Origin of the sequence: Aeromicrobium stalagmiti (assembly GCF_013283745.1) — a bacterium.
Classification (GTDB): Bacteria; Actinomycetota; Actinomycetes; order Propionibacteriales; family Nocardioidaceae; genus Aeromicrobium; species Aeromicrobium stalagmiti.
In genome coordinates, this window is the sequence record NZ_JABSTZ010000005.1 from 69,197 (window position 1) to 91,447 (window position 22,251).

Annotated in this window: 20 protein-coding genes; 11 read left to right on the forward strand and 9 right to left on the reverse strand. The window is 70.2% G+C overall.

What is annotated here, in order from left to right; genetic code table 11:
- Positions 1–6 precede the first annotated feature (6 nt).
- Positions 7–1,425, forward strand: coding sequence for an LCP family protein (locus HQK15_RS16790; protein ID WP_173492664.1), 1,419 nt, complete (start codon positions 7–9; stop codon positions 1,423–1,425).
- Positions 1,426–1,538: 113 nt separating this feature from the next.
- Here the strand turns inward: HQK15_RS16790 and HQK15_RS16795 are convergent, their stop codons facing one another.
- From HQK15_RS16795 to HQK15_RS16810, 4 genes are all read right to left on the reverse strand, one after another.
- Positions 1,539–2,357 (reverse strand): ABC transporter ATP-binding protein, encoded by an 819-nt coding sequence (locus HQK15_RS16795; RefSeq protein WP_367649230.1) that lies wholly within the window; start codon positions 2,355–2,357, stop codon positions 1,539–1,541.
- Complete coding sequence (locus HQK15_RS16800) at positions 2,347–3,204, reverse strand: ABC transporter permease (protein ID WP_173492666.1); 858 nt, start codon at positions 3,202–3,204, stop codon at positions 2,347–2,349. The genes HQK15_RS16795 and HQK15_RS16800 overlap by 11 nt, the downstream gene beginning before the upstream one ends.
- 80 nt (positions 3,205–3,284) lie before the next feature.
- Positions 3,285–3,950 carry a TIGR03089 family protein gene (locus tag HQK15_RS16805; RefSeq protein WP_173492667.1) on the reverse strand — a complete coding sequence of 222 codons (666 nt, stop codon included), beginning with the start codon at positions 3,948–3,950 and terminating at the stop codon, positions 3,285–3,287.
- Positions 3,947–4,714, reverse strand: coding sequence for a 2-phospho-L-lactate transferase CofD family protein (locus tag HQK15_RS16810; RefSeq protein ID WP_173492668.1), 768 nt, complete (start codon positions 4,712–4,714; stop codon positions 3,947–3,949). The genes HQK15_RS16805 and HQK15_RS16810 overlap by 4 nt, the downstream gene beginning before the upstream one ends.
- A gap of 118 nt (positions 4,715–4,832) precedes the next feature.
- Between HQK15_RS16810 and HQK15_RS16815 the strand changes: the two genes are divergently transcribed.
- From HQK15_RS16815 to HQK15_RS16825, 3 genes are read left to right on the forward strand one after another with little or no spacing between them, the layout of a single operon-like run.
- Entirely contained in the window at positions 4,833–5,087 is a 255-nt protein-coding gene (locus HQK15_RS16815; RefSeq protein WP_056212467.1) for a WhiB family transcriptional regulator, read from the forward strand.
- A gap of 36 nt (positions 5,088–5,123) precedes the next feature.
- Positions 5,124–7,913 carry a glycosyltransferase gene (locus HQK15_RS16820; RefSeq protein ID WP_173492669.1) on the forward strand — a complete coding sequence of 930 codons (2,790 nt, stop codon included), beginning with the start codon at positions 5,124–5,126 and terminating at the stop codon, positions 7,911–7,913.
- Positions 7,910–9,250: a DUF5719 family protein gene (locus HQK15_RS16825; RefSeq protein WP_173492670.1), complete on the forward strand. Its 1,341-nt coding sequence runs from the start codon at positions 7,910–7,912 to the stop codon at positions 9,248–9,250. The genes HQK15_RS16820 and HQK15_RS16825 overlap by 4 nt, the downstream gene beginning before the upstream one ends.
- Positions 9,251–9,279: 29 nt before the next feature.
- Here the strand turns inward: HQK15_RS16825 and HQK15_RS16830 are convergent, their stop codons facing one another.
- Positions 9,280–9,726, reverse strand: coding sequence for a metallopeptidase family protein (locus HQK15_RS16830; protein WP_173492671.1), 447 nt, complete (start codon positions 9,724–9,726; stop codon positions 9,280–9,282).
- A 48-nt stretch (positions 9,727–9,774) separates the two neighbouring features.
- Between HQK15_RS16830 and HQK15_RS16835 the strand changes: the two genes are divergently transcribed.
- The 3 genes from HQK15_RS16835 to HQK15_RS16845 are packed head-to-tail and all read left to right on the forward strand — an operon-like array spanning position 9,775 to position 11,657.
- Positions 9,775–10,104 (forward strand): DUF3499 domain-containing protein, encoded by a 330-nt coding sequence (locus HQK15_RS16835; protein ID WP_173492672.1) that lies wholly within the window; start codon positions 9,775–9,777, stop codon positions 10,102–10,104.
- The gene (locus HQK15_RS16840) at positions 10,101–11,465 is read left to right on the forward strand and encodes a phosphomannomutase/phosphoglucomutase (RefSeq protein WP_367649231.1); all 1,365 of its coding nucleotides are present in this window, start codon (positions 10,101–10,103) and stop codon (positions 11,463–11,465) included. The genes HQK15_RS16835 and HQK15_RS16840 overlap by 4 nt, the downstream gene beginning before the upstream one ends.
- Positions 11,466–11,486: 21 nt before the next feature.
- Positions 11,487–11,657 carry a Trm112 family protein gene (locus HQK15_RS16845; RefSeq protein ID WP_173492673.1) on the forward strand — a complete coding sequence of 57 codons (171 nt, stop codon included), beginning with the start codon at positions 11,487–11,489 and terminating at the stop codon, positions 11,655–11,657.
- Between the two features lie 195 nt (positions 11,658–11,852).
- Here the strand turns inward: HQK15_RS16845 and mctP are convergent, their stop codons facing one another.
- The 4 genes from mctP to HQK15_RS16865 all read right to left on the reverse strand — a co-directional run bounded on the left by mctP (position 11,853) and on the right by HQK15_RS16865 (position 16,560).
- Positions 11,853–13,523, reverse strand: coding sequence for a monocarboxylate uptake permease MctP (mctP, locus tag HQK15_RS16850; protein WP_173492674.1), 1,671 nt, complete (start codon positions 13,521–13,523; stop codon positions 11,853–11,855).
- On the reverse strand, positions 13,520–13,792 hold the full coding sequence (locus HQK15_RS16855; protein WP_173492675.1) for a DUF3311 domain-containing protein: 273 nt from the start codon (positions 13,790–13,792) through the stop codon (positions 13,520–13,522). The genes mctP and HQK15_RS16855 overlap by 4 nt, the downstream gene beginning before the upstream one ends.
- Before the next feature lie 73 nt (positions 13,793–13,865).
- Positions 13,866–14,876 carry a hypothetical protein gene (locus tag HQK15_RS16860; protein WP_173492676.1) on the reverse strand — a complete coding sequence of 337 codons (1,011 nt, stop codon included), beginning with the start codon at positions 14,874–14,876 and terminating at the stop codon, positions 13,866–13,868.
- Position 14,877: 1 nt separating this feature from the next.
- The gene (locus HQK15_RS16865) at positions 14,878–16,560 is read right to left on the reverse strand and encodes a hypothetical protein (RefSeq protein WP_173492677.1); all 1,683 of its coding nucleotides are present in this window, start codon (positions 16,558–16,560) and stop codon (positions 14,878–14,880) included.
- 162 nt (positions 16,561–16,722) lie between these two features.
- Here HQK15_RS16865 and ahcY point away from each other — a divergent pair, with 162 nt between their 5' ends.
- The 4 genes from ahcY (at position 16,723) to HQK15_RS16885 (ending at position 22,215) form a co-directional block, all read left to right on the forward strand.
- On the forward strand, positions 16,723–18,150 hold the full coding sequence (ahcY, locus tag HQK15_RS16870) for an adenosylhomocysteinase (protein WP_173492678.1): 1,428 nt from the start codon (positions 16,723–16,725) through the stop codon (positions 18,148–18,150).
- Positions 18,151–18,234: 84 nt separating this feature from the next.
- Positions 18,235–18,933 (forward strand): MtrAB system response regulator MtrA, encoded by a 699-nt coding sequence (gene mtrA / locus HQK15_RS16875; protein ID WP_173492679.1) that lies wholly within the window; start codon positions 18,235–18,237, stop codon positions 18,931–18,933.
- A gap of 10 nt (positions 18,934–18,943) precedes the next feature.
- Positions 18,944–20,473, forward strand: coding sequence for an MtrAB system histidine kinase MtrB (gene mtrB, locus HQK15_RS16880; RefSeq protein ID WP_173492680.1), 1,530 nt, complete (start codon positions 18,944–18,946; stop codon positions 20,471–20,473).
- Positions 20,470–22,215 (forward strand): LpqB family beta-propeller domain-containing protein, encoded by a 1,746-nt coding sequence (locus HQK15_RS16885; protein ID WP_173492681.1) that lies wholly within the window; start codon positions 20,470–20,472, stop codon positions 22,213–22,215. The genes mtrB and HQK15_RS16885 overlap by 4 nt, the downstream gene beginning before the upstream one ends.
- The last annotated feature ends 36 nt before the right edge of the window (positions 22,216–22,251 follow it).

Here is a 22,251-nt window from a genome sequence, read left to right on the forward strand (position 1 = left end):
GGGAACATGTCGCATCGCGCGAGTCTCCTGGGCCGCGGCTACCAGGATCAGCACCTGGACTCGCCGCGCGTCCGCTTCCGTCGCGCGCTCCTGCTGTGCCTCATGACCGTGATCGTGCCCGGTGCAGGTCACATCGCGGTGGGCCGCAAGATCGTCGGCTGGTTCGCCGTGACGCTGTGGCTCGTCGCCCTCGGTGGCGGCGGCTACCTGCTCTGGAGGTACAGCACCGACCGGGCCACCGTGATCGGCTGGTTCACCGACGCTGACGTGCTGCTGGCTGCCCGCGCCGGGCTCGTGACGGTCGCGGTCCTGTGGGGCGTGCTGTTCCTCGACGCGTGGCGCCTGGCCTCGCCGTTCCGGCTCAACTTCGTGCGCGCGGCCTTCATCACGGTGCTCAACCTCGCCATCATCGGCGGGGTCGCCGGCTCGACGGCCTACGCGGCCCGGGCGATCAACGAGGGCGACGACGCGCTCGGCGAGGTGTTCGCGCAGAAGCCGGAGCCGCAGGCGAAGGTCGAGCCCCTCAAGGGACGCTTCAACATCCTGCTGGTCGGTTCCGATGCCCGCGCCGACCGCACGGGCATCCGCCCCGACTCGTTGACCGTCGCGAGCGTCGACGCCGACACCGGCAAGGTCGTGCTGGTCTCGTTGCCGCGCAACCTGCAGAACGTCCCGTTCTCCGAGGGCAGCCCGATGCTGCAGCTGTATCCCAACGGCTACAACTGCGGCCCGACCTGCCTGCTCAACGCGGTGCACACCGCGGCGCAGGACCGCACTGATCTCTACCCCGACAGCAAGGACCCGGGCCTCGACGCGACGATCGACGCCGTCGAGGGTGCGACCGACCTCAAGATCAACTACTACGTCATGGTCAACCTCAACGGCTTCAAGGGACTCGTCGACGCGATGGGGGGCGTGCAGATGGACGTCAAGACCCGGATCGCGATGTTCGGCAAGGACGACGCCTACAAGCAGACCTACATCGAGATCGGTGACCAGAAGCTCGACGGCCAGCAGGCCCTCTGGTACGCCCGCAGCCGCGTGCAGTCCGACGACTACACCCGCATGGGGCGGCAGAAGTGCCTCATGGCGGCGATGGCCGACCAGCTCAGCCCGAGCAAGGTCGTGGTCAACGCGGTCGACATCGCCCAGTCCGGCAAGGAGCTGCTGAGCACCAGCATCCCGCGCAGCGAGCTCGGCCGGTTCGCCGACCTGGCGCTCAAGTCGCGCGGCACCAAGATCCGCACCGTCTCGATCGTGCCGCCGGACTTCAACACCGTCACGCCCGACTACGTCGCGATCCACGCCGCGATCCAGAAGGCGATCGACAAGTCCGAGGGTGTCAAGAAGCCGACCGACGGAGCCACCAAGGACCCGACGGGTCGCAAGGCCAACAACAGCGACGACCTCTCCGCCGACTGCTGATCAGCACGCCATCTCGGGCCGAGCGAGCGTCAGCGAGCGAAGGCTGGCGCACGAGCGAGGCGAGCACCGGCGAGGCGCGAGCCGGTGGTGCGGCGAGCTAGGAGCCGTGCGCCCTACTTGTCCTGGGCCGCGTTGTAGGCAGCGATGACCTCGTCGGGGTCGCCGTCCATGATCAGCGTGCCCTGGTCGAGCCAGATGACCCGGCTGCACGTGTCCTTGATCGACTTCATCGAGTGGCTGACCAGGAAGACCGTGCCGGCGTTGTCGCGGATCTCGCGGATGCGCGCCTCGCTGCGCTGACGGAACGTGCGGTCGCCGACCGCGAGGGCCTCGTCGACGATCAGGATCTCGTGCGTCTTGACGCTCGCGATCGCAAACTTCAGCCGCGCCGTCATGCCGGAGGAGTAGGCGCGCATGGGCAGGTCGACGAACTTTTCGAGGCCCGCGAACGACACGATGTCGTCGTAGTTCTCCTCGATCTCGTCCATCGTGAAGCCCATCGCCAGGCCGCCGAGGATGATGTTGCGGTCGCCCGACAGGTCTCTGATGAGGGCGGCTCCGACGCCCAGCAGGCTCGGTCGCGAGGCGGCGTAGATCGCCCCGTCGCTGGTCGTGGTCAGGCCGACGATCGCCCGCATGAGGGTCGACTTGCCCGAGCCGTTGGTGCCGATGACGCCGATGCTGTCGTTCTCGTAGGCCGTGAACGAGACACCCTTGAGCGCGTGCACGGTGCGCATCTGCTTGCCGCGGCCCTTGAGGTTGAGCGAGCGGCGGTCGGCCGCGGTGGGGCGCTTGCCGGTCGCGAAGACCTTGTACTTGACGTGGACGTCGTCCACGATCACGACGGGCTTGCGGCCGCCGCCGGGGACGTCAGGGACGTCAGGCGTGGCGGGGGTCGTGGTTGTGGTCGGGATGGTGGGGTCAGTCGACACGTCCGTACCTCTCCTCGGCGCGCCAGAAGAACCAGATGCCGAAGGCGAACAGGCCCAGTGACCACGCGGTCGCATAGACCCAGTAGATGCCGTTCATGCCGTAGTCGGGTCCCTCCAGCAGGGCTGCGCGGGCCAGGCTGAGGAACTCGTGGATCGGCTGGAAGTCGGTGATCTTGACCAGCGTCGGGTGCTCGGCGAACCGCTTCTCGATGCTGAAGAAGATGCCGGTCGTGTAGAAGAAGAACCGGGTCAGGAACGGCAGGAAGTTGTTGAGGTCGCGCCAGTGCACCGACAGGCGGGCCGTGACGAGCGCCAGCCCGCAGTTGAACAGGAAGTAGAGCGTGAAGATCGGCACGATCAGCAGCCACTGGAACGTCGGGGCGTTGCCGCTGACGAGCAGGAAGACCAGCATGATCGCGACGGTCGGCAGGAACTGCAGGAACCGCTGCGTGACCGCGGCGAGCGGCAGCGCCAGCCGCGGGAACGCGAGGCTCTGGAGCAGGGCGGCGTTGTTGGTGATGGCCTTGCCGCCGCTCGTCCAGGACTGCGCGAAGAACTCGAAGACGAAGACGCCGATGATGAGGAACTCGACGAAGTGCTCGGGGCGGCCGTTGGTGCCGATGAGGAAGCCGAAGATCGCGCCGTAGACGAGCGCGTTGAGCAGGGGCTTGAGGATGACCCAGAACATGCCGAGGGAGTTCTGCTGGTTCTCCGACTCGATCTTGAACTTGGCCATCGAGAAGATGAAGGCACGGCGTCGCCACACCTCGCTGACATAGGTCTTGAGGGGAGGGCGTCCACCGACCTTGATCAGGCCTGCGCGCGCCGCGTCCTCGGCGGTTGTCATCGTGTGAGGTCCCTACTGTTCAGACGGCGTGGCCTGCGGAAAGGCACGTGCCGCAGCCTCGACGAGTGTAGTGGATTCGGCTACCCGAGCCTGCCGCCCTCTTGCTCGGCCACGCGGGAGATCTGCTCGGGTGTGGCCGACGCCACGATCACGAGCGAGCCGCCGCCGACGCAGGCGCCGACCAGCAGCTCGACGTCGCGGCCGAGTGTCCCCGGCGACACGACCCGACGGGCGCTGTCGGGCGTGATCTGCCCGAGGACGTCCGCGTGGGTCCTGCGGGCGCCGTCGAGGTCGAGCGCGACGGTGGACGGCTCCGGGGGGTCGAGCGCGACGAAGTGGTCGCCGTGCCCGGGCACCTCGGCGCCGAGGTCGAGGAAGCCCTCCGGGGCGGTCGCGAACCGGCCGCCCAGGGGCCGCAGCGACGCGGCGACCCGGTGGGGCTCGTCGCCGACGAGCTCGGGTCCGCTCAGCCCGATGTCGGCCCCGGAGTCGACGACCGCAGCGCCGACGTTCCAGGCCGACAGGATCCACACCGCGGTGAGCCAGTGGCTCGGCAGACCGATGCGGACGCGCGTGCCGGGCTCGGCGTCGAGATCGTCGACCAGGAAGTTGCTGGTCTTGGCGACCCAGTTGGCCGTCGTCGTGGTGCTGAGCTCGACCCGCTCGCCGGTCGACATGTCGTAGAAGGTCAGCAGCGGCTGCGACGGGTCGGCGCTGGCGCGCAGCAGCTGGTCGAGGGTCTTCATGCCGTCACCTTTCTGGCCAGCTCGAGCACCGCGGCGGGGTCGGCGGCAACGCGCTGGGGCGAGCCGGGATCGTCCTGGCGCAGGCCGGCGACCCGGACGAGGTCGGCCGGCGCGGAGTCGTCGTGCTCGACCACGAGCACCGGCAGGTCGGCCGGCACCAGGTCGAGGAATCCAGGCGTCCGCAGGACCGGGTCGATCGCGAGCGTCCGGCTCGACGGTCCGAGCACCAGCACGTCGGTCTGCCGCAGCGTCGTGGTGACGGTCGCGGACACCGACAGGGTCTCGGCGACGAGCACCGTCTCGCTGGGGGTGTGGCCCGCCGGGTCGGCGAGGTACTCCTCGACGTGGATCGCGCGCGGCTCGTCGCCAACCACGACGTGCAGCTCAGCGCGCTCCTCCGAGACCGGCAGCAGCCCGTACGGCAGGCCGCCGCGGGTCGCCGCGGCGAGGGTCGCCTCGGTCAGCGAGAAGCCCGAGCCGATCAGCTCGGTGCGGACCAGACGGGTCGCGACCGTCTGGTCGCTGGTGCGCTGCCACTCGGGGGAGTACTCGATCGTGCGCAGCTGGTCGGCCACGGCGTACGTCGCGGGCGTCCCCGGGGCGAGGAGCAGGGCGTCGAGGTCGGGGGAGGCCTTCAGCCACGCCGACCAGTGGTCGCGCACCGTCGGAGCGATCACGGTGAGCTCGTCCTCGGGCGCGAGTCGCGCGGCCAGGTCGTGGACGAAGGGGGCGCCGTCGGCGCCGGTGACGATCGTGATCCGCATGTCCGCCATTGTGTCGTGCCACCCGAGGACGACGGGCAAGGGGGCGACACGCCGGAGATTTCATGAATCTTGCCATTCGGCTTGACATGTGAGAGGTGACAGGACTGTAATTCCACGTATGTCATTCGATCTGGGTCTGCCGCAAGAGCTCGATGAAGAACTCATGTGGCAGGAGCGTGCGCTGTGCGCCCAGACAGACCCAGAGGCGTTCTTTCCCGAGAAGGGCGGATCGACACGTGAGGCCAAGCGAGTCTGCCTGACGTGCGACGTCCGTGGAGAGTGTCTCGAGTACGCCCTGGCTCACGACGAGCGGTTCGGCATCTGGGGCGGTCTGTCCGAGCGTGAACGGCGCAAGCTCAAGAAGCGGGCTTAACCGCATCCTTCGCCTCGTCCACTAGAGTCGCTCTACGTGGACGAGACAGCAGCGACGCGCCATTGGCTCGACGATCCACCCACGGTCGGCGCCATCCTCGTGGCCCACAACGGTGCCCGGTGGCTGCCCAAGGTCCTGTCCTCCTTCAGCAACATGTTCCACGCGCCCACCGAGTGGCGCGTCGTCGACGTCAGCTCGACGGACGGCAGCGCCGACCTGCTGCGTGACTCCTTCGGGGCCGACCGCATCACCTACGCGCCCTCCGGGACCGGATTCGGCGACGCGGTGCGCATCGGCCTGGCCGAGCTGCCCGACACCGACTGGATCTGGCTGCTGCACGACGACGCGTCGGTGCTGCCCGGCACGCTGTCGGGCCTGCTCGACACGGCGACGTCCGCGCCCGACATCGCGGCCGTCGGACCCAAGATCCGCGAGTGGCCGTCGCTGCGCCGCCTGCTCGAGGTCGGTCTGACGGTCACCGCCACCGGCGCCCGCGAGACGGGTCTCGAGACCGGTGAGCCCGACGCCGGCCAGCACGACCGGCCGCGTGACGTGCTCGCGGTCAACACGGCCGGCATGCTGGTGCGCCGCGACGTCTGGCTCGAGCTCGACGGCCTCGACAAGAACCTCCCGCTGTTCTTCGACGACATCGACTTCGGCTGGCGGCTCGCTCGCGCCGGCTACCGCACCGTCACGGCCCCGACCGCGGTCATCTTCCACGCCGAGTCGAGCCGCCGTGGCACCCGCGCCCCGACCGCCGGCGACGTCCCGCACTGGGAGCAGCGTCGCGCCGCGCTCTACACGCAGCTCGCCAACACCGCGATGCCACGATTCCTGTGGCAGTACGTCCGGCTGTTCTTCGGCTCGCTCGTGCGAGTCGGCGGGCTCGTCATTGGCAAGGATCCCGAGGCCGCGAGCGACGAGCTCCTCGCGCTGCGGTCGGCCTACCTGCACCCGGTGCGCCTGGCCCGGGCCCGCCGCGCGCGAGCCCGCACCGCGACGAGGTCGCACCGTGAGATCCGCGGGCTCTTCGCCCCCTACTGGCTGCCCTACCAGCACGGCTACGACGTCCTGCGCGACACGGTCACGGCGCTGGTCAAGCCCGAGTCGGTGCCGACGGTCGGACGTCGCTCGACCGCGATCGACCAGGCCCCCGACGAGGCGGTCGACCTCGACGACGGGGCGTCGCTTCTCGTGCGGCGCCCGTGGTTCACGACCGTGCTGGCGCTCGTGCTGGTCTCGATCGTGGCGGGTCGTGGGCTCTACGGCGGCAGCTTCAGCGGCGGCGCCCTGCTGCCGGCGCCCGACTCGGCGGCGGGCTGGTGGCAGCTGCTGTTCGAGCGCAGCCACGACATCGGGCTGTCGAGCACGTCGCTCCCACCGTTGTTCGCGCTGCCGCTGGCCGTGGTCTCGACGCCCGTCTGGTTCGCCCCCGGACTGGTCGTCACCGTCCTGATGGTCTTCGCCGTCCCGCTCGCAGCACTGTCGGCCCACCGGCTGGGACGCCAGATCAGCCCCCATCGCGGTCCCCGGATGGTGTGGGCGGTCTCCTACGGGCTCATCGTCCTCGCGACGGGCGCCGTGGCCGAGGGGCGCCTCGGCACGGTGGTCGCCCTGATCGTGCTCCCGATCGTCGTCAACACCGCCTGGCAGCTCGCGGAGCAGCCCGGCTGGCAGCTCGCCCTGCGGCTCGGCATCTGGATCTCGCTCGCCGCGGCCTTCGCGCCGATCGTCCTCGTGCTGGGCCTCGGTGGCCTGCTGGTGCTCTGGTGGTCCGAGGGACGCTGGGTCAGCCGGCAGCTCGTCGTGGCGCTGGTGACCCCGATCGTCCTGCTCGGACCCTGGCTGGTGCAGCGCGCCGCTCGTCCGTGGCGCATGTGGTGGGAGGCCGGCTACCCCGTGCCCGGCACGGCGACGATCCAGGACGTCGTGCTCGGACGAGCCGCCGACGGTCTGCTGCCCGGGTGGCTCACGATCGGCCTGCTCGTGCTTGCCGTCGTCGCCCTCGTGCCGCGCAGCACGCGCACGGGTGTCCACCTGGCGTGGATCGTGGCGCTGCTGGGCCTCGGGGTCGCGCTGCTCGGCACGGTGGTCACCTACTCGACGCCGGCCGGACCGGCCGACATCGCGCCGTGGGTGGGCGTGCCGACCGGGCTGTGGATCGGCGGGCTGGCGACGGCCGTCCTGCTGGCCGTGCCCGCCGCCACCTCGTGGCCGCGCCCGGCGCTCGCCGCTGCCGTGGTGGCCGCCCTCGTCCTTCCGGTCAGCACCGGTGCGTGGTGGCTCGTCAGCGGCACCGGCGGCCCCCTCGACGACCGACGCCCCGAGCCGGTGCCCGTCTTCCTGGCCGAGCGTCCCGGCGACACCCTCGTCCTGACCGGCAGCATCGCCGGCGGGGTCGACTTCCGGGTCGTCGCGGGTGACGGACCGTTCCTGGGGCAGGAGGCCGTCACGCCGTCCGACGCCGACTCCGAGCGGCTGACGTCGACCTTGCGCCGTCTGCTCGCCCAGCCGACCGGCCGTGACGTCAAGGCGCTCAGCAGCTTCGGCATCGACGCGATCTATGCGCCCCGGGCCGACGTCGAGATCGCTCAGCGCATCGACGCGGCCCCGTTCCTCGCACCCTCGGGCAGCGACCGGCCCGGGTCGCGGGTCTGGACGCTGGTCGACGCCCCGCGGTCCGAGCAGGACTCAGGGCCGCTGTGGCACCCGGTCGTGACCGGCCTGCAGGTCGTGGCCTGGCTGGTCGCGGTCGTGCTGACGCTGCCGGTCAGGCGCCGCGACGAGCCCGACCCGCTCGGCACCGACGAGGAGGCGACCGCATGACCCATCTGAAGAGCCTCGCCTTCCCGCTCGTGGCCGTCCTCCTGGTGCTCCTCGCATGGGTGGCGCCGTCGGGTGACGAGTCGCCCCGTCCGCCGAGCAAGGTGTCGATCACCCAGTCGACCTATGCCTGCCCGGCCGGCTCGGTCATCAGCGTGTCCGCCGGTCAGGTCCAGCCGGGCACGTCGCGCACCGCGAGCGTCCTGCCGGGCCAGGAGCCCGACGAGGCACTCAGCGATGCGGCCGCGTGGCAGAGCGCCGTCGTCGACGGACCCGGAGTGATCGTCCAGCAGGAGGGACGCACCTCGGGAGCTGCCGGCTACTTCGCTGGCACTGCCCCGAAGGCCGGTGGCGGCGGGCTCGTCGTGGGCTCGTGCCCCGGAGTGGTCGACGACGCGTGGCTGCTCGGGCTGGGCTCGGGCGACCAGCACTTCTCGACCCTGATCCTCACCAACCTCGCCGACTCGACCGCTGCGGTCGACCTCGACCTCTGGGGTCCGGAGGGCAAGATCGACGCCGTCGATGCCGAGGGCGTCGTGATCGAGCCGTTCTCCGTGCGACGCATCCGCCTCGACTCGCTCGCCGCCGGTGAGTCCGAGCTGGCGGTCCACGTGACGCGACGTCGTGGGTCGGTGTCGGCCGTCGCCAACGACACGTCCACCGCGACCTTCCGGGGCACCGAGCCCGTCACGGCGAACACCGGCCCGAGCCGTGACCAGGTCGTGGGCGGCCTCGTCAAGGGTGCCGCGGGCCGGACGCTGCTGGTGCTCAACCCGGGCACGACGACCGCGCGGGTCGACGTCGAGGTCATCGGCCGCACCACGACCTTCACCCCGGCGGGCCTCGAGGGCATCCGGGTCAAGGCGGGCTCGCTGCGGGCCGTCACGGTGCCGAAGTCAGCGGGGGCGGGTGAGCAGGCGCTGCGGGTGACCTCCGACGAGCCGGTCGCCGCGTCGGTGCGCATGGCGCCGACGACCCAGGACTTCGCCTACGCCGAGGCCAACGTCCCGCTCGACGGACCCACGATCGTGCCGGTCGACGTCGGCACCGACGTCGATGCGCCGCGCCTGCACCTGTCGACGCCGAAGGGCGCGGCATCGGTCGAGCTCGAGGCCTTCGACGCCGACATGAAGCCGCTGGCGTCGAGCACGCTCGACCTCGAGGCCGGGACGACCCGGTCGGTGAGCCTCACGACCCGGGGCGCCGCCTATGTCGTGGTGACCCCGAAGGGTGACGTGGTGGCCGCGGCGACCTACGTCGACGGCGACGGCATCAGCTCGCTGGCGCTGCGGGGAGCCCCGCTGACGACGCTGGCACCGCAGGTCCGTCCCGTCGACTGAGGCAGGCCAGGCAGGTCGGGCGGGTCAGGTCAGCGGGGGCGTGGGTCGAGGTCGTCGGGCGACAGGTGCCAGACCTCGGCGAGGCGGTCGAGGACGACCGACCAGACGAGCTCCTCGAGGTCGTCCGTCGTCGCACAGCGCTGCGTGATCGGGATGCGGAACAGCAGGACGCGGTGGGTCTCTCCGTCGACGGCGACGATGCTGAGCGGCACGTCGTCCGACCACTCGGCGGGCAGGAGGGGTGCCTCCTCGACCACGATCTCGACGTGGTCGGGCTCGGCGGAGAAGTGGGGCTCCAGCGCGCCGAGGATGTCACGCACCAGCAGGTCGAAGGACTCCCGCGGTGCCCGGTGCACGGGCACGCTCCGCGGCGACAGCGGTCCCGGCAGGGCCATCGGCCCGCGAGGCCCCCGTCCACGACGATCGCGCATGCGGCCGGGCCGCGGGCCCGTCACGATGCCGCCGAGGTGATCCATGCGGTGAGCCTAACGCGGTTGCGACCGACGTCCGGCTAGCCTCGCCACGTGGCAACAGTTCGACGCTGCACGCGATCCGCGTGCTCCCAGGCAGCCGTGGCGACGCTGACGTACGTCTATGCGGACCAGACCGCTGTGCTGGGCCCGCTGGCGACCTATGCCGAGCCGCACACCTACGACCTGTGTGCTGAGCACTCCCAGCGCATGTCCGCCCCGCAGGGCTGGAACGTCCTGCGGCTCGCGCCGGACCCGGCAGCGTCAGAACCGTCACACGACGACCTTCTTGCGCTGGCCGACGCGGTCCGCGAGGCTGGTCGCACACCGACTCCCACGCCCGACGGTCCGCCGTCCCTTCGACTCGTGAGGCCCGATTCGTGATCGATCCCCGACTGGGGTTGGTGGTCAAGGCGTACGACGTGCGCGGCCGCTCGCCCGAAGAGCTCGACCCTGACCTGACACGTGCTCTTGGCGAGGCGTTCGCCCTCGAGACGGGCATCGACGGTGGTCGTGGCACTGCCGTCATCGGCCACGACATGCGCGACACGTCGCCGCTGCTGGTCGAGGCGTTCGCCGACGGCGTGCGGGCCCAGGGCGGTGACGTCATCAGCATCGGCCTGGCGTCGACCGACCTGCTCTACTTCGCCTCGGGCGACCTCGACCTGCCCGGCGCCATGATCACCGCGAGCCACAACCCGGCCGAGTACAACGGCATCAAGCTCTGCCGGGCCGGCGCCAAGCCGATCGGCTACGACACCGGCCTCTCGGCGATCGCCGAGAAGGCGACCGAGCTGCTCACCCGCACCGAGCTGCCGGAGCCGACCGGCTCGTTCGAGGAGCGCGACGCGCTCAGCCGCTACGCCGACTACCTCCACGAGATCGTCCCGGTCCCGGCCGGCCGCCGGCTCAAGGTCGTCGCCGACGCGGGCAACGGCATGGCCGGTCACACCGTGCCCCAGGTGTTCGCGTCGCTCGACGTCGACCTGACGCCGATGTACTTCGAGCTCGACGGCACGTTCCCCAACCACGACGCCAACCCGCTCGACCACTCGACGCTCGTCGACCTGCAGGCCAAGGTCCGCGAGACCGGTGCCGACATCGGCCTGGCCTTCGACGGCGACGCCGACCGCTGCTTCGTCGTCGACGAGCGGGGTGAGGTCGTCTCGCCGTCGGCGATCACCGGCCTCATCGCGCACCGCGTCCTGATCACGACGCCCGGTGCGACGATCCTGCACAACGTCATCACCTCGAAGGCCGTGCCCGAGATCATCACCGAGAACGGTGGCACCGCGGTCCGCACGCCGGTCGGGCACTCGCTCATCAAGGCCGAGATGGCCCGCACGGGCGCCGTCTTCGGTGGCGAGCACTCGGGGCACTTCTACTTCAAGGACTTCTTCCTCGCCGACTCCGGCATGATCGCCGCGCTGCACGTCATGGCGGCGCTGGCCGAGACCGAGGGCACGGTGTCGGAGCTGATGGCGCAGTACGAGCGCTATGTCGCCTCGGGCGAGATCAACAGCACCGTCGCCGACGGCCCCGCGATCCTCGCCGAGCTGAAGCAGACCTATGCCGATCTGCCCCAGGACACCATGGACGGTCTGACGATCACCGGTGACACGTGGTGGTTCAACGTCCGTGCCTCCAACACCGAGCCGCTGCTGCGCCTCAACGTCGAGGGTGATGACGAGGCGACGATGGCACGCGTGCGCGATGACGTCCTCGCCGTGATCCGTCGAGCCTGACCGCCCGCATAGGATGACCTCATGAACCTTGACCCGGCCCTGCTCGAGATCCTCGTGTGCCCGCAGTGCCGCGCGACCCTGTTCGTCGACGACGAGGCCAGCGAACTGGTGTGCAACGCGTGCGCCCTGGCCTACCCCGTCCGCAAAGACATCCCCGTCATGCTCGTCGACGAGGCCCGCGCGATCTCCTGACGCCCGTCACCCCGTCACCAGCCCGGACGGTGGATCCGCAACGTCATCGGCCCGGTCGCCTGCCTGGCCGGTGGATCTGCAACGTCATCGGACGCGATGAGGTTGCAGATCCACCTCCCGGGGGCGGATGAGGTGGTAGATCCACCTCCCGGGGGCGGAAGAGGTGGTAGATCCACCTCCCGGGGGATCGATCTCCTAGGTGGTCTTGGGCGTCCTGATCGGGTCGAGCTCGTTGGCCACCTGCGGGTCGCCCGCATCGGCGAGGTAGTCCCGCGGACGGGTCTCGTCGGTGCCCGCGCCGATGCCGAGCGCCCGGCACACGAACGTGCCGAGGACGGCGACGACGAGGTTGAGCACGAGTGCCGTGATGCCGAAGTAGATGAGGTTCTCGCTGATCTGGATGCCGAAGACCTCGAGCGGGCCGACCGAGCCGCCGAAGTGGGAGCCCGGGTCGCCGACCACGGGCTTGTTGTAGGCCGCGACGGTGCCCCACAGCATGCCGACCGCCCAGCCGGCGAGCAGCGCGTAGCGGTGCAGCCAGCGGGTGTAGAGACCGACGACGATCGCCGGCAGGGTCTGCAGGATCCAGATGCCGCCCAGCAGCTGCAGGTTGATCGCGAAGTCCTTGGGCAGGGTGAGGACGAAGATCAGGGCCCCGAACTTCACGAGCAGGGATGCGAGCTTGCTCTGCTTCGCCTCCTGCGACGGCGTCGCGTCGCGGTTGATGTAGGCCTTGTAGATGTTGCGGGTCCACAGGTTGGCCGCCGCGATCGACATGATCGCCGCCGGCACGAACGCCCCGATCGCGATGGCCGCGAAGGCGACGCCGGCGAACCACGGGCTGAACTCCTGCTCGAACAGCTGCGGGATCGCCAGCTGCGGGTTCTTGACCTGGATGCCGGCCGCGATCGCCGCGATGCCGAGCAGCGCCAGCAGGCCCAGCAGGAACGAGTAGGCCGGCAGCAGGGCGGCGTTGCGGCGGATGATGTTGCGGTTCTTGGTCGACAGCACCGCGGTCACCGAGTGCGGATACATGAACAGGGCCAGCGCCGATCCCAGCGACAGCGAGGCGTACGCCCACTGGGAGACGCCCATGCCGGGGATGAGCCCCTTGCCGGTCGCCTCTCCGCTGGCGATCGCGTCGGCGTTGTCGCTGTTGAACGAGCTGAACGCCTTCTCGGCGGACTCGAAGATGCCGCCCCAGCCGCCGAGCTGCGTGGGCAGGTAGACGACGGCGACGATGATGACGATGTAGATCAGCGTGTCCTTGACGAACGCGATCAGGGCGGGCGCGCGGAGCCCGGAGGAGTACGTGTAGGCCGCGAGCAGCGCGAAGGCGACGAACAGCGGCAGGTCCTTGCGGAACCAGCCGGCATCGTCCCCTCCGCCGAGGCCCATGACGTCGAGCACCGCCTGGATGCCGACCAGCTGCAGCGCGATGTAGGGCAGGGTCGCGAGGATGCCCGTGAACGCGATCGCCAGCGCCAGGGTCTTGGAGTCGAAGCGTCCCTGCACGAAGTCGGCGGGCGTGACGTACGAGCGGCGGTGCGACACCGACCACAGACGCGGCAGGAAGATGAAGATGATCGGGTAGAGGATGATCGTGTAGGGCACCGCGAAGAATCCGGTGACGCTGCCCGCGTAGAGGGTCGCCGGCACCGCGATAAACGTGTAGGCGGTGTAGATGTCACCGCCGATCAGGAACCACGCGACGAACGTGCCGAAGCTGCGACCGCCGAGGCCCCATTCGTCGAGGTTGTCGAGGTCGCCGACCTTGCGCCACCGCGAGGCGAGGAAGCCCATCACGGTGACGAGCAGGAAGAAGAACAGGAAGACGACCAGCGCCACGGGATCGACGTCGTTCATCGCGGGTCACCGCCCTTGCCGTCGGTCGACAGTCCCTCGGCGGCCCGTCGCTTGCGCTCGTGCCCGATGACGAGCCAGTAGGCGAACGAGGTCAGCACGACCGAGACCAGCACGAGCAGGAACTGGTACCAGAAGAAGAACGGCACGCCCCAGAGCTCGGGGTCCCGCCTGGCGTAGGTCGAGACGAGCAGCGGCGCGGCGATGGCGACGGCCAGCGCGACCCCCGCGACGACGAGTGGGCCCTTGCCGGGCGGCGTGCGGTCGGTCATGTGATCCCCCCAGATCAGTCGGCATGACCCCCGTCACGCCACGGACCAACCTAGACCCCGCAGACCGCCCACGTCAGGACAGGCTCGGCTCCGGCAGGATCGCTCCGTCCGAGTCGGGCACGATCGTGCAGCTTCCGTCGGGCACGGTGCAGGTCATCACGGACCGGGGGAGCGGGTCCTTGATCCGGTCGGGGTCGCCCAGCCCCGGGTTGGCGAAGCCGGCGACGGTGGACTCGTCGATCCACTGCTCGAACGACCAGGTGCGGGCGTCGGGCCGTGGGACGACCCGCTGCCCGTCGGCCGGCTCCAGCTCGTCGCGGGACAAGCGGAGGCCGGACACGTCCGACAGGTCGGGATCCTCCACGGTGACGTGATAGATGCCCCAGGTGCGGTCGGGGTTGGCGGCGCCACCGGTCGTCGGCGGGGAGATCGTGCCGGTCTCCCACGGCTGCCGGTCGCCGGACGTGTCGTCAGGGACGGTCGAGACGTCGCCGCTCGCGAGGTCGATCGCGAGCACGTCGCCGGTCGCGGGCTCGATCCACGCGGTGTCGTCGGTGAGGCCGAGCACGCCGTAGGAGGCGTCCTCGTAGAGGTCGACGAGGTCGTCCTTCTGCGGGTCGCCCATGCCCCGGGTCGAGCGGAAGATCTCCTGGCCGGTCTCGAGGTCGACGACGACGGACGTCATCTGGTGCACGTCGCCGGCTGGATCCTCCTGGTAGAGCGGTCCTGCCAACGGGTCGATGAAGGCAAGGTAGCGGCCACCGGGTGACGCCCTGAGCCGCTGGTCGACGTGCGCGCCGGTGGCGCGGGAGCCGTCCGCCGTGACCTCGACGAGGGCCGAGTCGTCGTCGACGACGTACGCGCCCCGCCCGGCGACGACGAACGAGCTGATGGCGCGGTCGCCGGCGAGCGTGCTGCCGTCGGCCAGGTGGACGTCACCGGTCGGCGCATCGGCCCAGACCAGGCCGGAGTCGGCACCGGCGACGTCGCGGGATGCCGGCCAGTCGAGGGCGCCGTCAGCGCCGTCCGAGCCGCAGGCGGTGAGCGCCGCGGCGGTCAGCAGCATGGCTAGGGTCAGTCGCACGTCAGGGTCCTGTCATCCACGAGGTGAGCGCGTCGATGCCGTCGCGGATCGCCTGGTCGGTCGCGACGTACGACGCCGCGGACGTCACGAGGCCGTCGGCCGTGACGGTCGCGGAGATCCGGCCCTCGGCGATCCACTGCGACGTCTGGTCGCAGTGGGCCGTGACGACCGAGGCGAAGGTGTCGCCCGTCGAGCTGGTGCCGAGGGTCCCGGCGGGCAGGCTCACCTCGTCGATCGACGCCGCCGCGCTCTGGAGGCGTCGGGCGCCGGCGTCGAAGTCGATCGACGCCCGGTCGAGGGAGACCGGCACGACGTCGATGCCGCCCGTCAGGTCCAGGGCCGAGAAGGGGGTGATCGTCATGGCCTGGGCCGCCCAGAGGTCCTCGAGGCTTGCCGAGCTGCTGGGGGTCGAGTAGGGCGAGGCGCCCGACTCGTACGTCGTGATCAGCCCCGTGCCGTCGAGCGCGATGACGCCCTCCGACATCGTGGGGAGGCTGACCTGACCGAGCAGGTGGTCGGCGTCGTTGCCGTGTCCGGCCAGCACGTCGTCCACCGTGTACGCGTACAGGTCGCTGGTGTTGCCACGTCCGCCCGAGGTCGAGAACACGATCTGGCCATCGATGACCGCGGCCCCCTGCGTCTTCGGCGGGGTGTCGTGGGAACCGGGCATCAGGTCCCACGCGCCGGCGGAGCTGTTCCACTCGTAGGTGTAGAGCGTGCCCGGGCCGTCCTCCTCGTACGTGCCGACGTAGAGCGTGTTGCCGTCGATCGTGGAGTAGGCACCTGCCTCCATCTCGACGGGGGCAGCCAGCGGCTGGACGGTCTGGCCGGGCGTCGCCCCGCGGATCTGATCGAGCGGGTAGGAGTACATCGACGCCGGGTCGCCGGACGACATGACGTAGACCGTGCCGTCGTGCACCGTCACGCCACCGGCGTGGTCGGGGGCCGGCCCACCTCCGTCGCCGGCGAGGTTGACGAAGCCGAGCTGCTCGCCGGTCTCGGGGTCGACCAGCGAGAGCTGGGCGTCCGGCCCGGAGTAGGAGGTCTGCAGCAGGGTCGGCGGGTCGCCGTCGGGGTCGAAGCCCAGGCCCTGCGGGGTCCAGCCGCCGTCGTCGTCCCCGGTGGCGAACGTGTTGGGGATCGACGGACCGACGTCGGTGGGGGAGTTGAGGTCGTGGAGCATCGACTTGATCAGCCCGGTGGTCTGCCACGTCTCCTGGTCGCCTGACAGGGGGTCGGTCTGCACGAAGTCGATGGCCTCGCGGAGGTTGGCCTCGAAGGTCGAGCGCACCACTCCCAGGCTCATCTGGGCGAGCGTGCGGGCCAGCGACACGACGTCGCCGCTGACGTCGGACCGCTTCGCCCGGCGCCAGAACTCGATGACCTCGGTGGCCGAGTCGACCATCGAGACGTACGCTCCCGCAGCCATCGACAGGGCCAGCGACGTCCGGTTGACACGGACCAGCGTGACCTCGGCCGCCGCGCGGGTCGCCCAGGCGCGCAGGTTGTAGGCCTCGTAGGCCTCCGAGCTGTCCCACTGGGGCGTGTCGGTGGCCAGACCGATCAGGTCGACCGCGTCGGCGAGGTGGCGGATCGTCGTGGCGCAGGAGTCGATCGCGGCGTCGATCGCGGCGGGCTGCCCGGAGGTCATCTCGGCGTACGTCTGCTCGGGCCCGTCCCCCATGGTGCAGCCTCCCCGTGACTCTGATCCTTCTGGCGGTGCGCGACAGCCTATCTGTCAGGAGACGGTGCCGTGCCCGCGGGAAAAGTTACGGACGGCACGTCGCGAAATATCTCACCCGCGTTGATTCGGTGAGAACTGCTACCCGCCGGTACGCTGGACCGCATGGATTACAACGTCGCAGACCTCTCCCTCGCGGAGTTCGGTCGCAAGGAAATCGAACTTGCCGAGCACGAGATGCCGGGCCTCGTGGCCATGCGTGAGCGCTACGGCAAGAGCAAGCCGCTCGCAGGAGCCCGCATCGCCGGCTCGCTGCACATGACGATCCAGACGGCCGTGCTGATCGAGACGCTCGTCGACCTCGGCGCCGATGTCCGCTGGGCGACCTGCAACATCTTCTCGACCCAGGACCACGCTGCTGCTGCGGTCGTCGTCGGTCGCGACGGCACCCCGGAGAACCCCCAGGGCACCCCCGTCTTCGCCTGGAAGGGCGAGACCCTCGCCGAGTACTGGGACGAGGCTGAGAAGGTCTTCGACTTCGCCGAGGGCGGACCCAACGTCCTGCTCGACGACGGTGGTGACATCACGATGCTCCTGCACCTCGGTGTCGAGTACGAGAAGACCGGCGTCGTCCCCTCGCAGGACAGCACCGACAACGAGGAGTTCAAGGAGGTGCTGCGCGTCCTGGCCCGTTCGGTCGCCAACAAGCCGCAGCACTGGACCAACATCTCCAAGGACATCAAGGGCGTCTCCGAGGAGACCACCACCGGCGTCCTGCGGCTGTACGACCGCTTCCGCGAGGGCACGCTGCTCTTCCCGGCGATCAACGTCAACGACTCGGTCACCAAGAGCAAGTTCGACAACAAGTACGGCTGCCGCCACTCGCTGATCGACGGCCTCAACCGCGCCACCGACGTCATGATCGGCGGCAAGGTCGCCGTCGTCTGTGGCTACGGCGACGTCGGCAAGGGCTCCGCGGAGTCGCTGCGCGGCCAGGGTGCTCGCGTCATCGTCACCGAGATCGACCCGATCTGCGCCCTGCAGGCCGCGATGGACGGCTACGAGGTCAAGCGCCTCGAGTCGGTCATCGAGACCGCCGACATCTTCATCACCACGACCGGCAACTTCGACATCATCACGGTCGAGCACTTCCAGAAGATGAAGCACCAGGCGATCGTCGGCAACATCGGCCACTTCGACAACGAGATCAACATGGCCGGCCTGGCCAAGATCCCGAACATCGTCAAGGACGAGATCAAGCCCCAGGTCCACCAGTGGATCTTCGAGGACGGCAAGAAGATCATCGTCCTGTCGGAGGGACGTCTGCTCAACCTCGGCAACGCGACCGGCCACCCGTCGTTCGTGATGTCGAACTCGTTCACCAACCAGGTGCTCGCGCAGATCGAGCTGTTCACCAAGGCCGACGAGTACGAGCTCGGCGTCCACGTCCTGCCCAAGCACCTCGACGAGGAGGTCGCCCGTCTGCACCTCGACGCCCTCGGCGTCGAGCTGACGGAGCTCACCAAGGAGCAGGCCGCCTACCTCGGTGTGCCGATCGAGGGTCCCTACAAGTCGGACCTGTACCGCTACTGAGTCACTGACTCACCACAGCGACGAGCGCCAGATGTCCGCATCTGGCGCTCGTCGCTGTTGGGGGCTCGGTAGAATCGCTGCAACATGAGCTATCGACGAACGAAGCGCGACCGGGTGCTGGTCGTCGACGACGACGCCTCCCTTGCCGAGATGCTGACCATCGTCCTGGAGGGGGAGGGCCTCACCGCCGCCGTCTGCCGGTCGGGCGACCGGGTCATGGCGGCGTTCACCCAGTTCAAGCCCGACGTCGTGCTGCTCGACCTGATGCTCCCCGGGCTCGACGGTATGAGCGTCTGCCGCCAGATCCGCGCCACGTCGGCGGTCCCGATCATCATGCTGACGGCCAAGTCCGACACCCCCGACGTCGTCGCGGGCCTCGAGGCCGGCGCCGACGACTACATCACCAAGCCGTTCAAGAACACCGAGCTCGTGGCCCGCATCCGCGCGCGACTGCGGCGGTCCGACCAGCTCGCCGAGCCGCTGGAGTTCGGTGACATCGTGCTCGACCCGGCGGGCCACACCGTGACCCGCAAGGGCGAGCCGCTCGAGCTCACGCCGCTGGAGTTCGACCTGCTGGCCTGCCTGCTGGGCGATCCGTCGCAGGTCTTCACCCGCGAGACGCTGCTGCAGAAGGTGTGGGGCTACCACCACCCCGGCGACACCAAGCTCGTCAACGTCCACATGACCCGGCTGCGGTCGAAGATCGAGGACGACGCCGAGAACCCCGAGATCATCCGCACCGTGCGCGGCGTGGGCTACCAGGCGATCACGCCGGTGCCGTGATGAGGGCCTGATGCCCAGCGTCGCGCGGATCTGGCGCCGCTCGATCCAGGCCCGCGTCGTCACCAGCACGATCGTGCTCAGCGCACTGGTCGTGGCGCTGACCGGGTGGGCACTGCTGCGCGACGTCGCGAGCGGGCTCGCGGAGGACCGCAGCACCGCGGCGATCTCCGAGGCCCGGTCGGGCTTCGACTACGCGCAGACCCAGCTCGACGCCTCGGTCGAGACCGAGCCCACGACCCAGTCGCAGACGCTGACCCAGATGGTCGACTCGCTGACCCGCTCGCGAGGCGCCCAGCGCACCTACGAGCTGGTGCTGGAGGGGCCGTTGGTGACGGCCGACGGCGAGGTCCCGATCCGGTCGTCGGCCGCGATCGCCGCCGGTTCGTTGCCGGCCGATCTCACCGATGCCGTGCGCTCGGGGCCCGGGACGTTCTGGCGCTACTCCGACCTCGGCCTGCTCGGAGGCTCCGACGCGGAGCCGTCGGTCGTGGTCGGCAGCCAGCTGCGGGCGCCCGACAGCGGCGACACCTACGCCCTGTTCTACCTGTTCTCGCTGGAGGACCAGCAGGAGACGCTCGACCTGGTGCGCCGTGCCCTCCTGCTGGGCGGGCTGGCGATGGTGCTGATGGTGGGCGGTGTCGCCTGGCTCGTGTCGCGCCAGGTGCTCGACCCCGTGCGCCTGGCCCGACGCATCGCCGAGCGCTACGCGAGCGGCAACCTCGAGCAGCGCATGCACGTCAGCGGCGAGGACGACATCGCCCGCCTCAGCACGTCGTTCAACCAGATGGCCGCGAGCCTGCAGAGCCAGATCCGCCGCCTGGAGAACCTGTCGCGCCTGCAGCAGCGGTTCGTCTCCGACGTCTCGCACGAGCTGCGCACCCCGCTGACGACGGTGCAGATGGCCAGCGAGGTGCTCTACTCCTCGCGCGAGCAGTTCGATCCGCAGACGGCACGGTCGGCCGAGCTGCTGAAGCGAGAGCTCGACCGCTTCGAGGCGCTGCTCTCCGACCTGCTCGACCTCAGCCGGTTCGACGCGGGCGCCGCACAGCTCGAGCTCGACACCATCGACTTCTCGCAGGTGGCCCGGCTGGCGGCCGAGGACGCCCTCGTGGCGCGCGAGGGCATCACGGTGCGGCTGCTCGGCGTCGAGGAGCCGGCGATCGTCGAGGCCGACATCCGCCGCATCGACCGCATCGTGCGCAACCTCATGGCCAACGCCGCGAAGTACAGCGGCTCCGACGTCATCGAGATCGAGGTCGCCCAGAACGCGGAGTCGGCGTCCATCGCCGTGCGTGACTTCGGCGTCGGGCTGTCCGGCGACGAGAACCTGCGGGTCTTCGATCGGTTCTGGCGGGCCGATCCGGCGCGCACCCAGGGAGGCACCGGGCTGGGCCTGGCCATCTCCCGCGAGGACGCGGCGCTGCACGGCGGGACGCTCCAGGCGTGGGGGAGGCCCGGCGAGGGCAGCGAGTTCATCCTGACGATCCCCAAGCCGCAGGGATCGGCCAAGAACCCTCCGCTCGCCTCGGTGTACGCATGAGGGCCCGCGCTGGCGCCGTGCTGGCCGTGGCGGCCCTGACGCTGTCGGCCTGCGCCGGGATCCCGTCGTCGGGTCCGGTGCAGAAGGTCCGGGACGACGCGGGGCTCGGTGAGAGCACGGTGCGCTACCTGCCCGCCAAGCCGACCGAGGGCGCGTCGCCGGAGCAGGTCGTGCGGGGCTTCCTCGACGCGATGCTGGCGTTCCCTGCCTCGACACGGACCGCCGCGACCTACCTGACACCGGGCGCCGCGACGTCGTGGAACCCGTCGAGGGGCACCAGCATCTACTCCAAGCCGGAGGTGGCCGGGCGGGTCCCGTCCACGACAGGTCTGGACGATCCGCGGGCTGCCGCCAAGGGCGCCGTCGACGTCCGGCTCGGCTTCGACGAGGAGGCAAGGCTCGACCGCCAGGGGCACTACACCCGACGGGCGAGGCCCGGCGCCGTGACCTACACGCTCGAGCAGGTCGACGGCGAGTGGCGGATCACCAACCCGCCGGACGGCATCATGATCAACCAGAAGTTCTTCACCGACTACTACCGGTCGTTCAGCCTGTTCTTCTTCGACCGTCCCGGACGCCGCCTGGTGCCCGATCCCGTCCACCTCGTGGTGGGCGACCAGCTCGCCGCCAACCTCGTCACCAGCCTCGTCCGTGGGCCGCGTGCCTCGATCGCCGACGGGAGCCGCAGCTATACGCCCTCGCTGGCGTCGTTGCGTCCCTCGGTGCCCGTGTCGGCCGACGGGGTGGCCGACGTCGAGTTCACGGCCGACCTGGGCGACGCGAGCGCGTCGGCGCGCGACCACCTGTCGGCACAGATCGTCTGGACCTTGCGCCAGGTGCCCGGCATCGACGCGGTGCAGGTCATCGGCGGGTCGACGCCGCTGACGTCCGAGGGGCGTGAGGTGCAGCCCATCACGGCGTGGCAGGACTACGGCGCGGGCGACGCAGGCGGCCACGGCTACGCCCTGAGCGAGAACTCCGTCATCCAGATCGACGACGGCGAGGTCAAGCCCCTCAGCGGTGCATGGGGCCGCGATGCGCGGGGTGCGGTGCTCGTCGGGGTCTCCGACGCCGGGGTCGCCGGTGTGCTCGCCGGCCGCAGCCAGGTGCGTCTGACCAGCCGCAAGGGCACCGGAGCGCGCACCATCACGGGCAACGACCTCATCGGACCGTGGTGGGACGACGACGGCACGCTCTGGCTGGTCGACCGCGACCAGGGCGACACCCGGGTGAGGGTGGTCGAGGGCCCCCGGTTGCGCAGGGTCGGCGTGGCGGGCCTGCGCGACGTCGACGTCGACACGTTCTCGCTGTCGCCCGACGGGACCCGCTACGTCGTCACGTCGCCCGACGCGGGCCGCAACCGGATCCTGGCGGGCCTGGTGCTGCGCGACGCCAAGGACCGGATCCTCGGGCTCGGCACACCGCGCGAGGTCCGCACCTCGGCCCGCGGCGTGCGGTCGGCGTCGTGGGCGTCGTCGACCCAGATCGGCTTCCTGGCCGACAGTGTGTCCGGCGTCCAGGTCTACCAGGTGCCGGTCGACGGGTCCGCCACGTCCGACGACCTGGCCCGGGGCAGCGCGCTGCTGCCGGACGTCGACACCGACACCCTGGCCATCGGCCGGGGCGAGGAGCCGACGCTCTACACGACCGATGCGCGCCGGCGCCTCTGGTTCCAGTCCACCGACGGCTCGTGGCGACTGCTGAAGGCGTCCGTGACCACAGGCCTGACCTTCGGGGGCTGACAGTCCACAGCCGCTCGACCGGGGCTGGTCCGGCCG

Bases quoted from the DNA above. Each gene is read 5' to 3' on its own strand.
- HQK15_RS16865 (WP_173492677.1), bottom strand. From the start codon at position 16,560: ATGGGGGACGGGCCCGAGCAGACGTACGCCGAGATGACCTCCGGGCAG.
- mtrA (WP_173492679.1), top strand. From the start codon at position 18,235: ATGAGCTATCGACGAACGAAGCGCGACCGGGTGCTGGTCGTCGACGAC.
- HQK15_RS16810 (WP_173492668.1), bottom strand. From the start codon at position 4,714: ATGCGGATCACGATCGTCACCGGCGCCGACGGCGCCCCCTTCGTCCAC.
- HQK15_RS16800 (WP_173492666.1), bottom strand. From the start codon at position 3,204: ATGACAACCGCCGAGGACGCGGCGCGCGCAGGCCTGATCAAGGTCGGT.
- HQK15_RS16815 (WP_056212467.1), top strand. From the start codon at position 4,833: ATGTCATTCGATCTGGGTCTGCCGCAAGAGCTCGATGAAGAACTCATG.
- mctP (WP_173492674.1), bottom strand. From the start codon at position 13,523: ATGAACGACGTCGATCCCGTGGCGCTGGTCGTCTTCCTGTTCTTCTTC.
- HQK15_RS16805 (WP_173492667.1), bottom strand. From the start codon at position 3,950: ATGAAGACCCTCGACCAGCTGCTGCGCGCCAGCGCCGACCCGTCGCAG.
- HQK15_RS16885 (WP_173492681.1), top strand. From the start codon at position 20,470: ATGAGGGCCCGCGCTGGCGCCGTGCTGGCCGTGGCGGCCCTGACGCTG.
- HQK15_RS16825 (WP_173492670.1), top strand. From the start codon at position 7,910: ATGACCCATCTGAAGAGCCTCGCCTTCCCGCTCGTGGCCGTCCTCCTG.
- HQK15_RS16830 (WP_173492671.1), bottom strand. From the start codon at position 9,726: ATGGATCACCTCGGCGGCATCGTGACGGGCCCGCGGCCCGGCCGCATG.
- HQK15_RS16790 (WP_173492664.1), top strand. From the start codon at position 7: ATGTCGCATCGCGCGAGTCTCCTGGGCCGCGGCTACCAGGATCAGCAC.
- HQK15_RS16855 (WP_173492675.1), bottom strand. From the start codon at position 13,792: ATGACCGACCGCACGCCGCCCGGCAAGGGCCCACTCGTCGTCGCGGGG.
- mtrB (WP_173492680.1), top strand. From the start codon at position 18,944: ATGCCCAGCGTCGCGCGGATCTGGCGCCGCTCGATCCAGGCCCGCGTC.
- HQK15_RS16845 (WP_173492673.1), top strand. From the start codon at position 11,487: ATGAACCTTGACCCGGCCCTGCTCGAGATCCTCGTGTGCCCGCAGTGC.
- ahcY (WP_173492678.1), top strand. From the start codon at position 16,723: ATGGATTACAACGTCGCAGACCTCTCCCTCGCGGAGTTCGGTCGCAAG.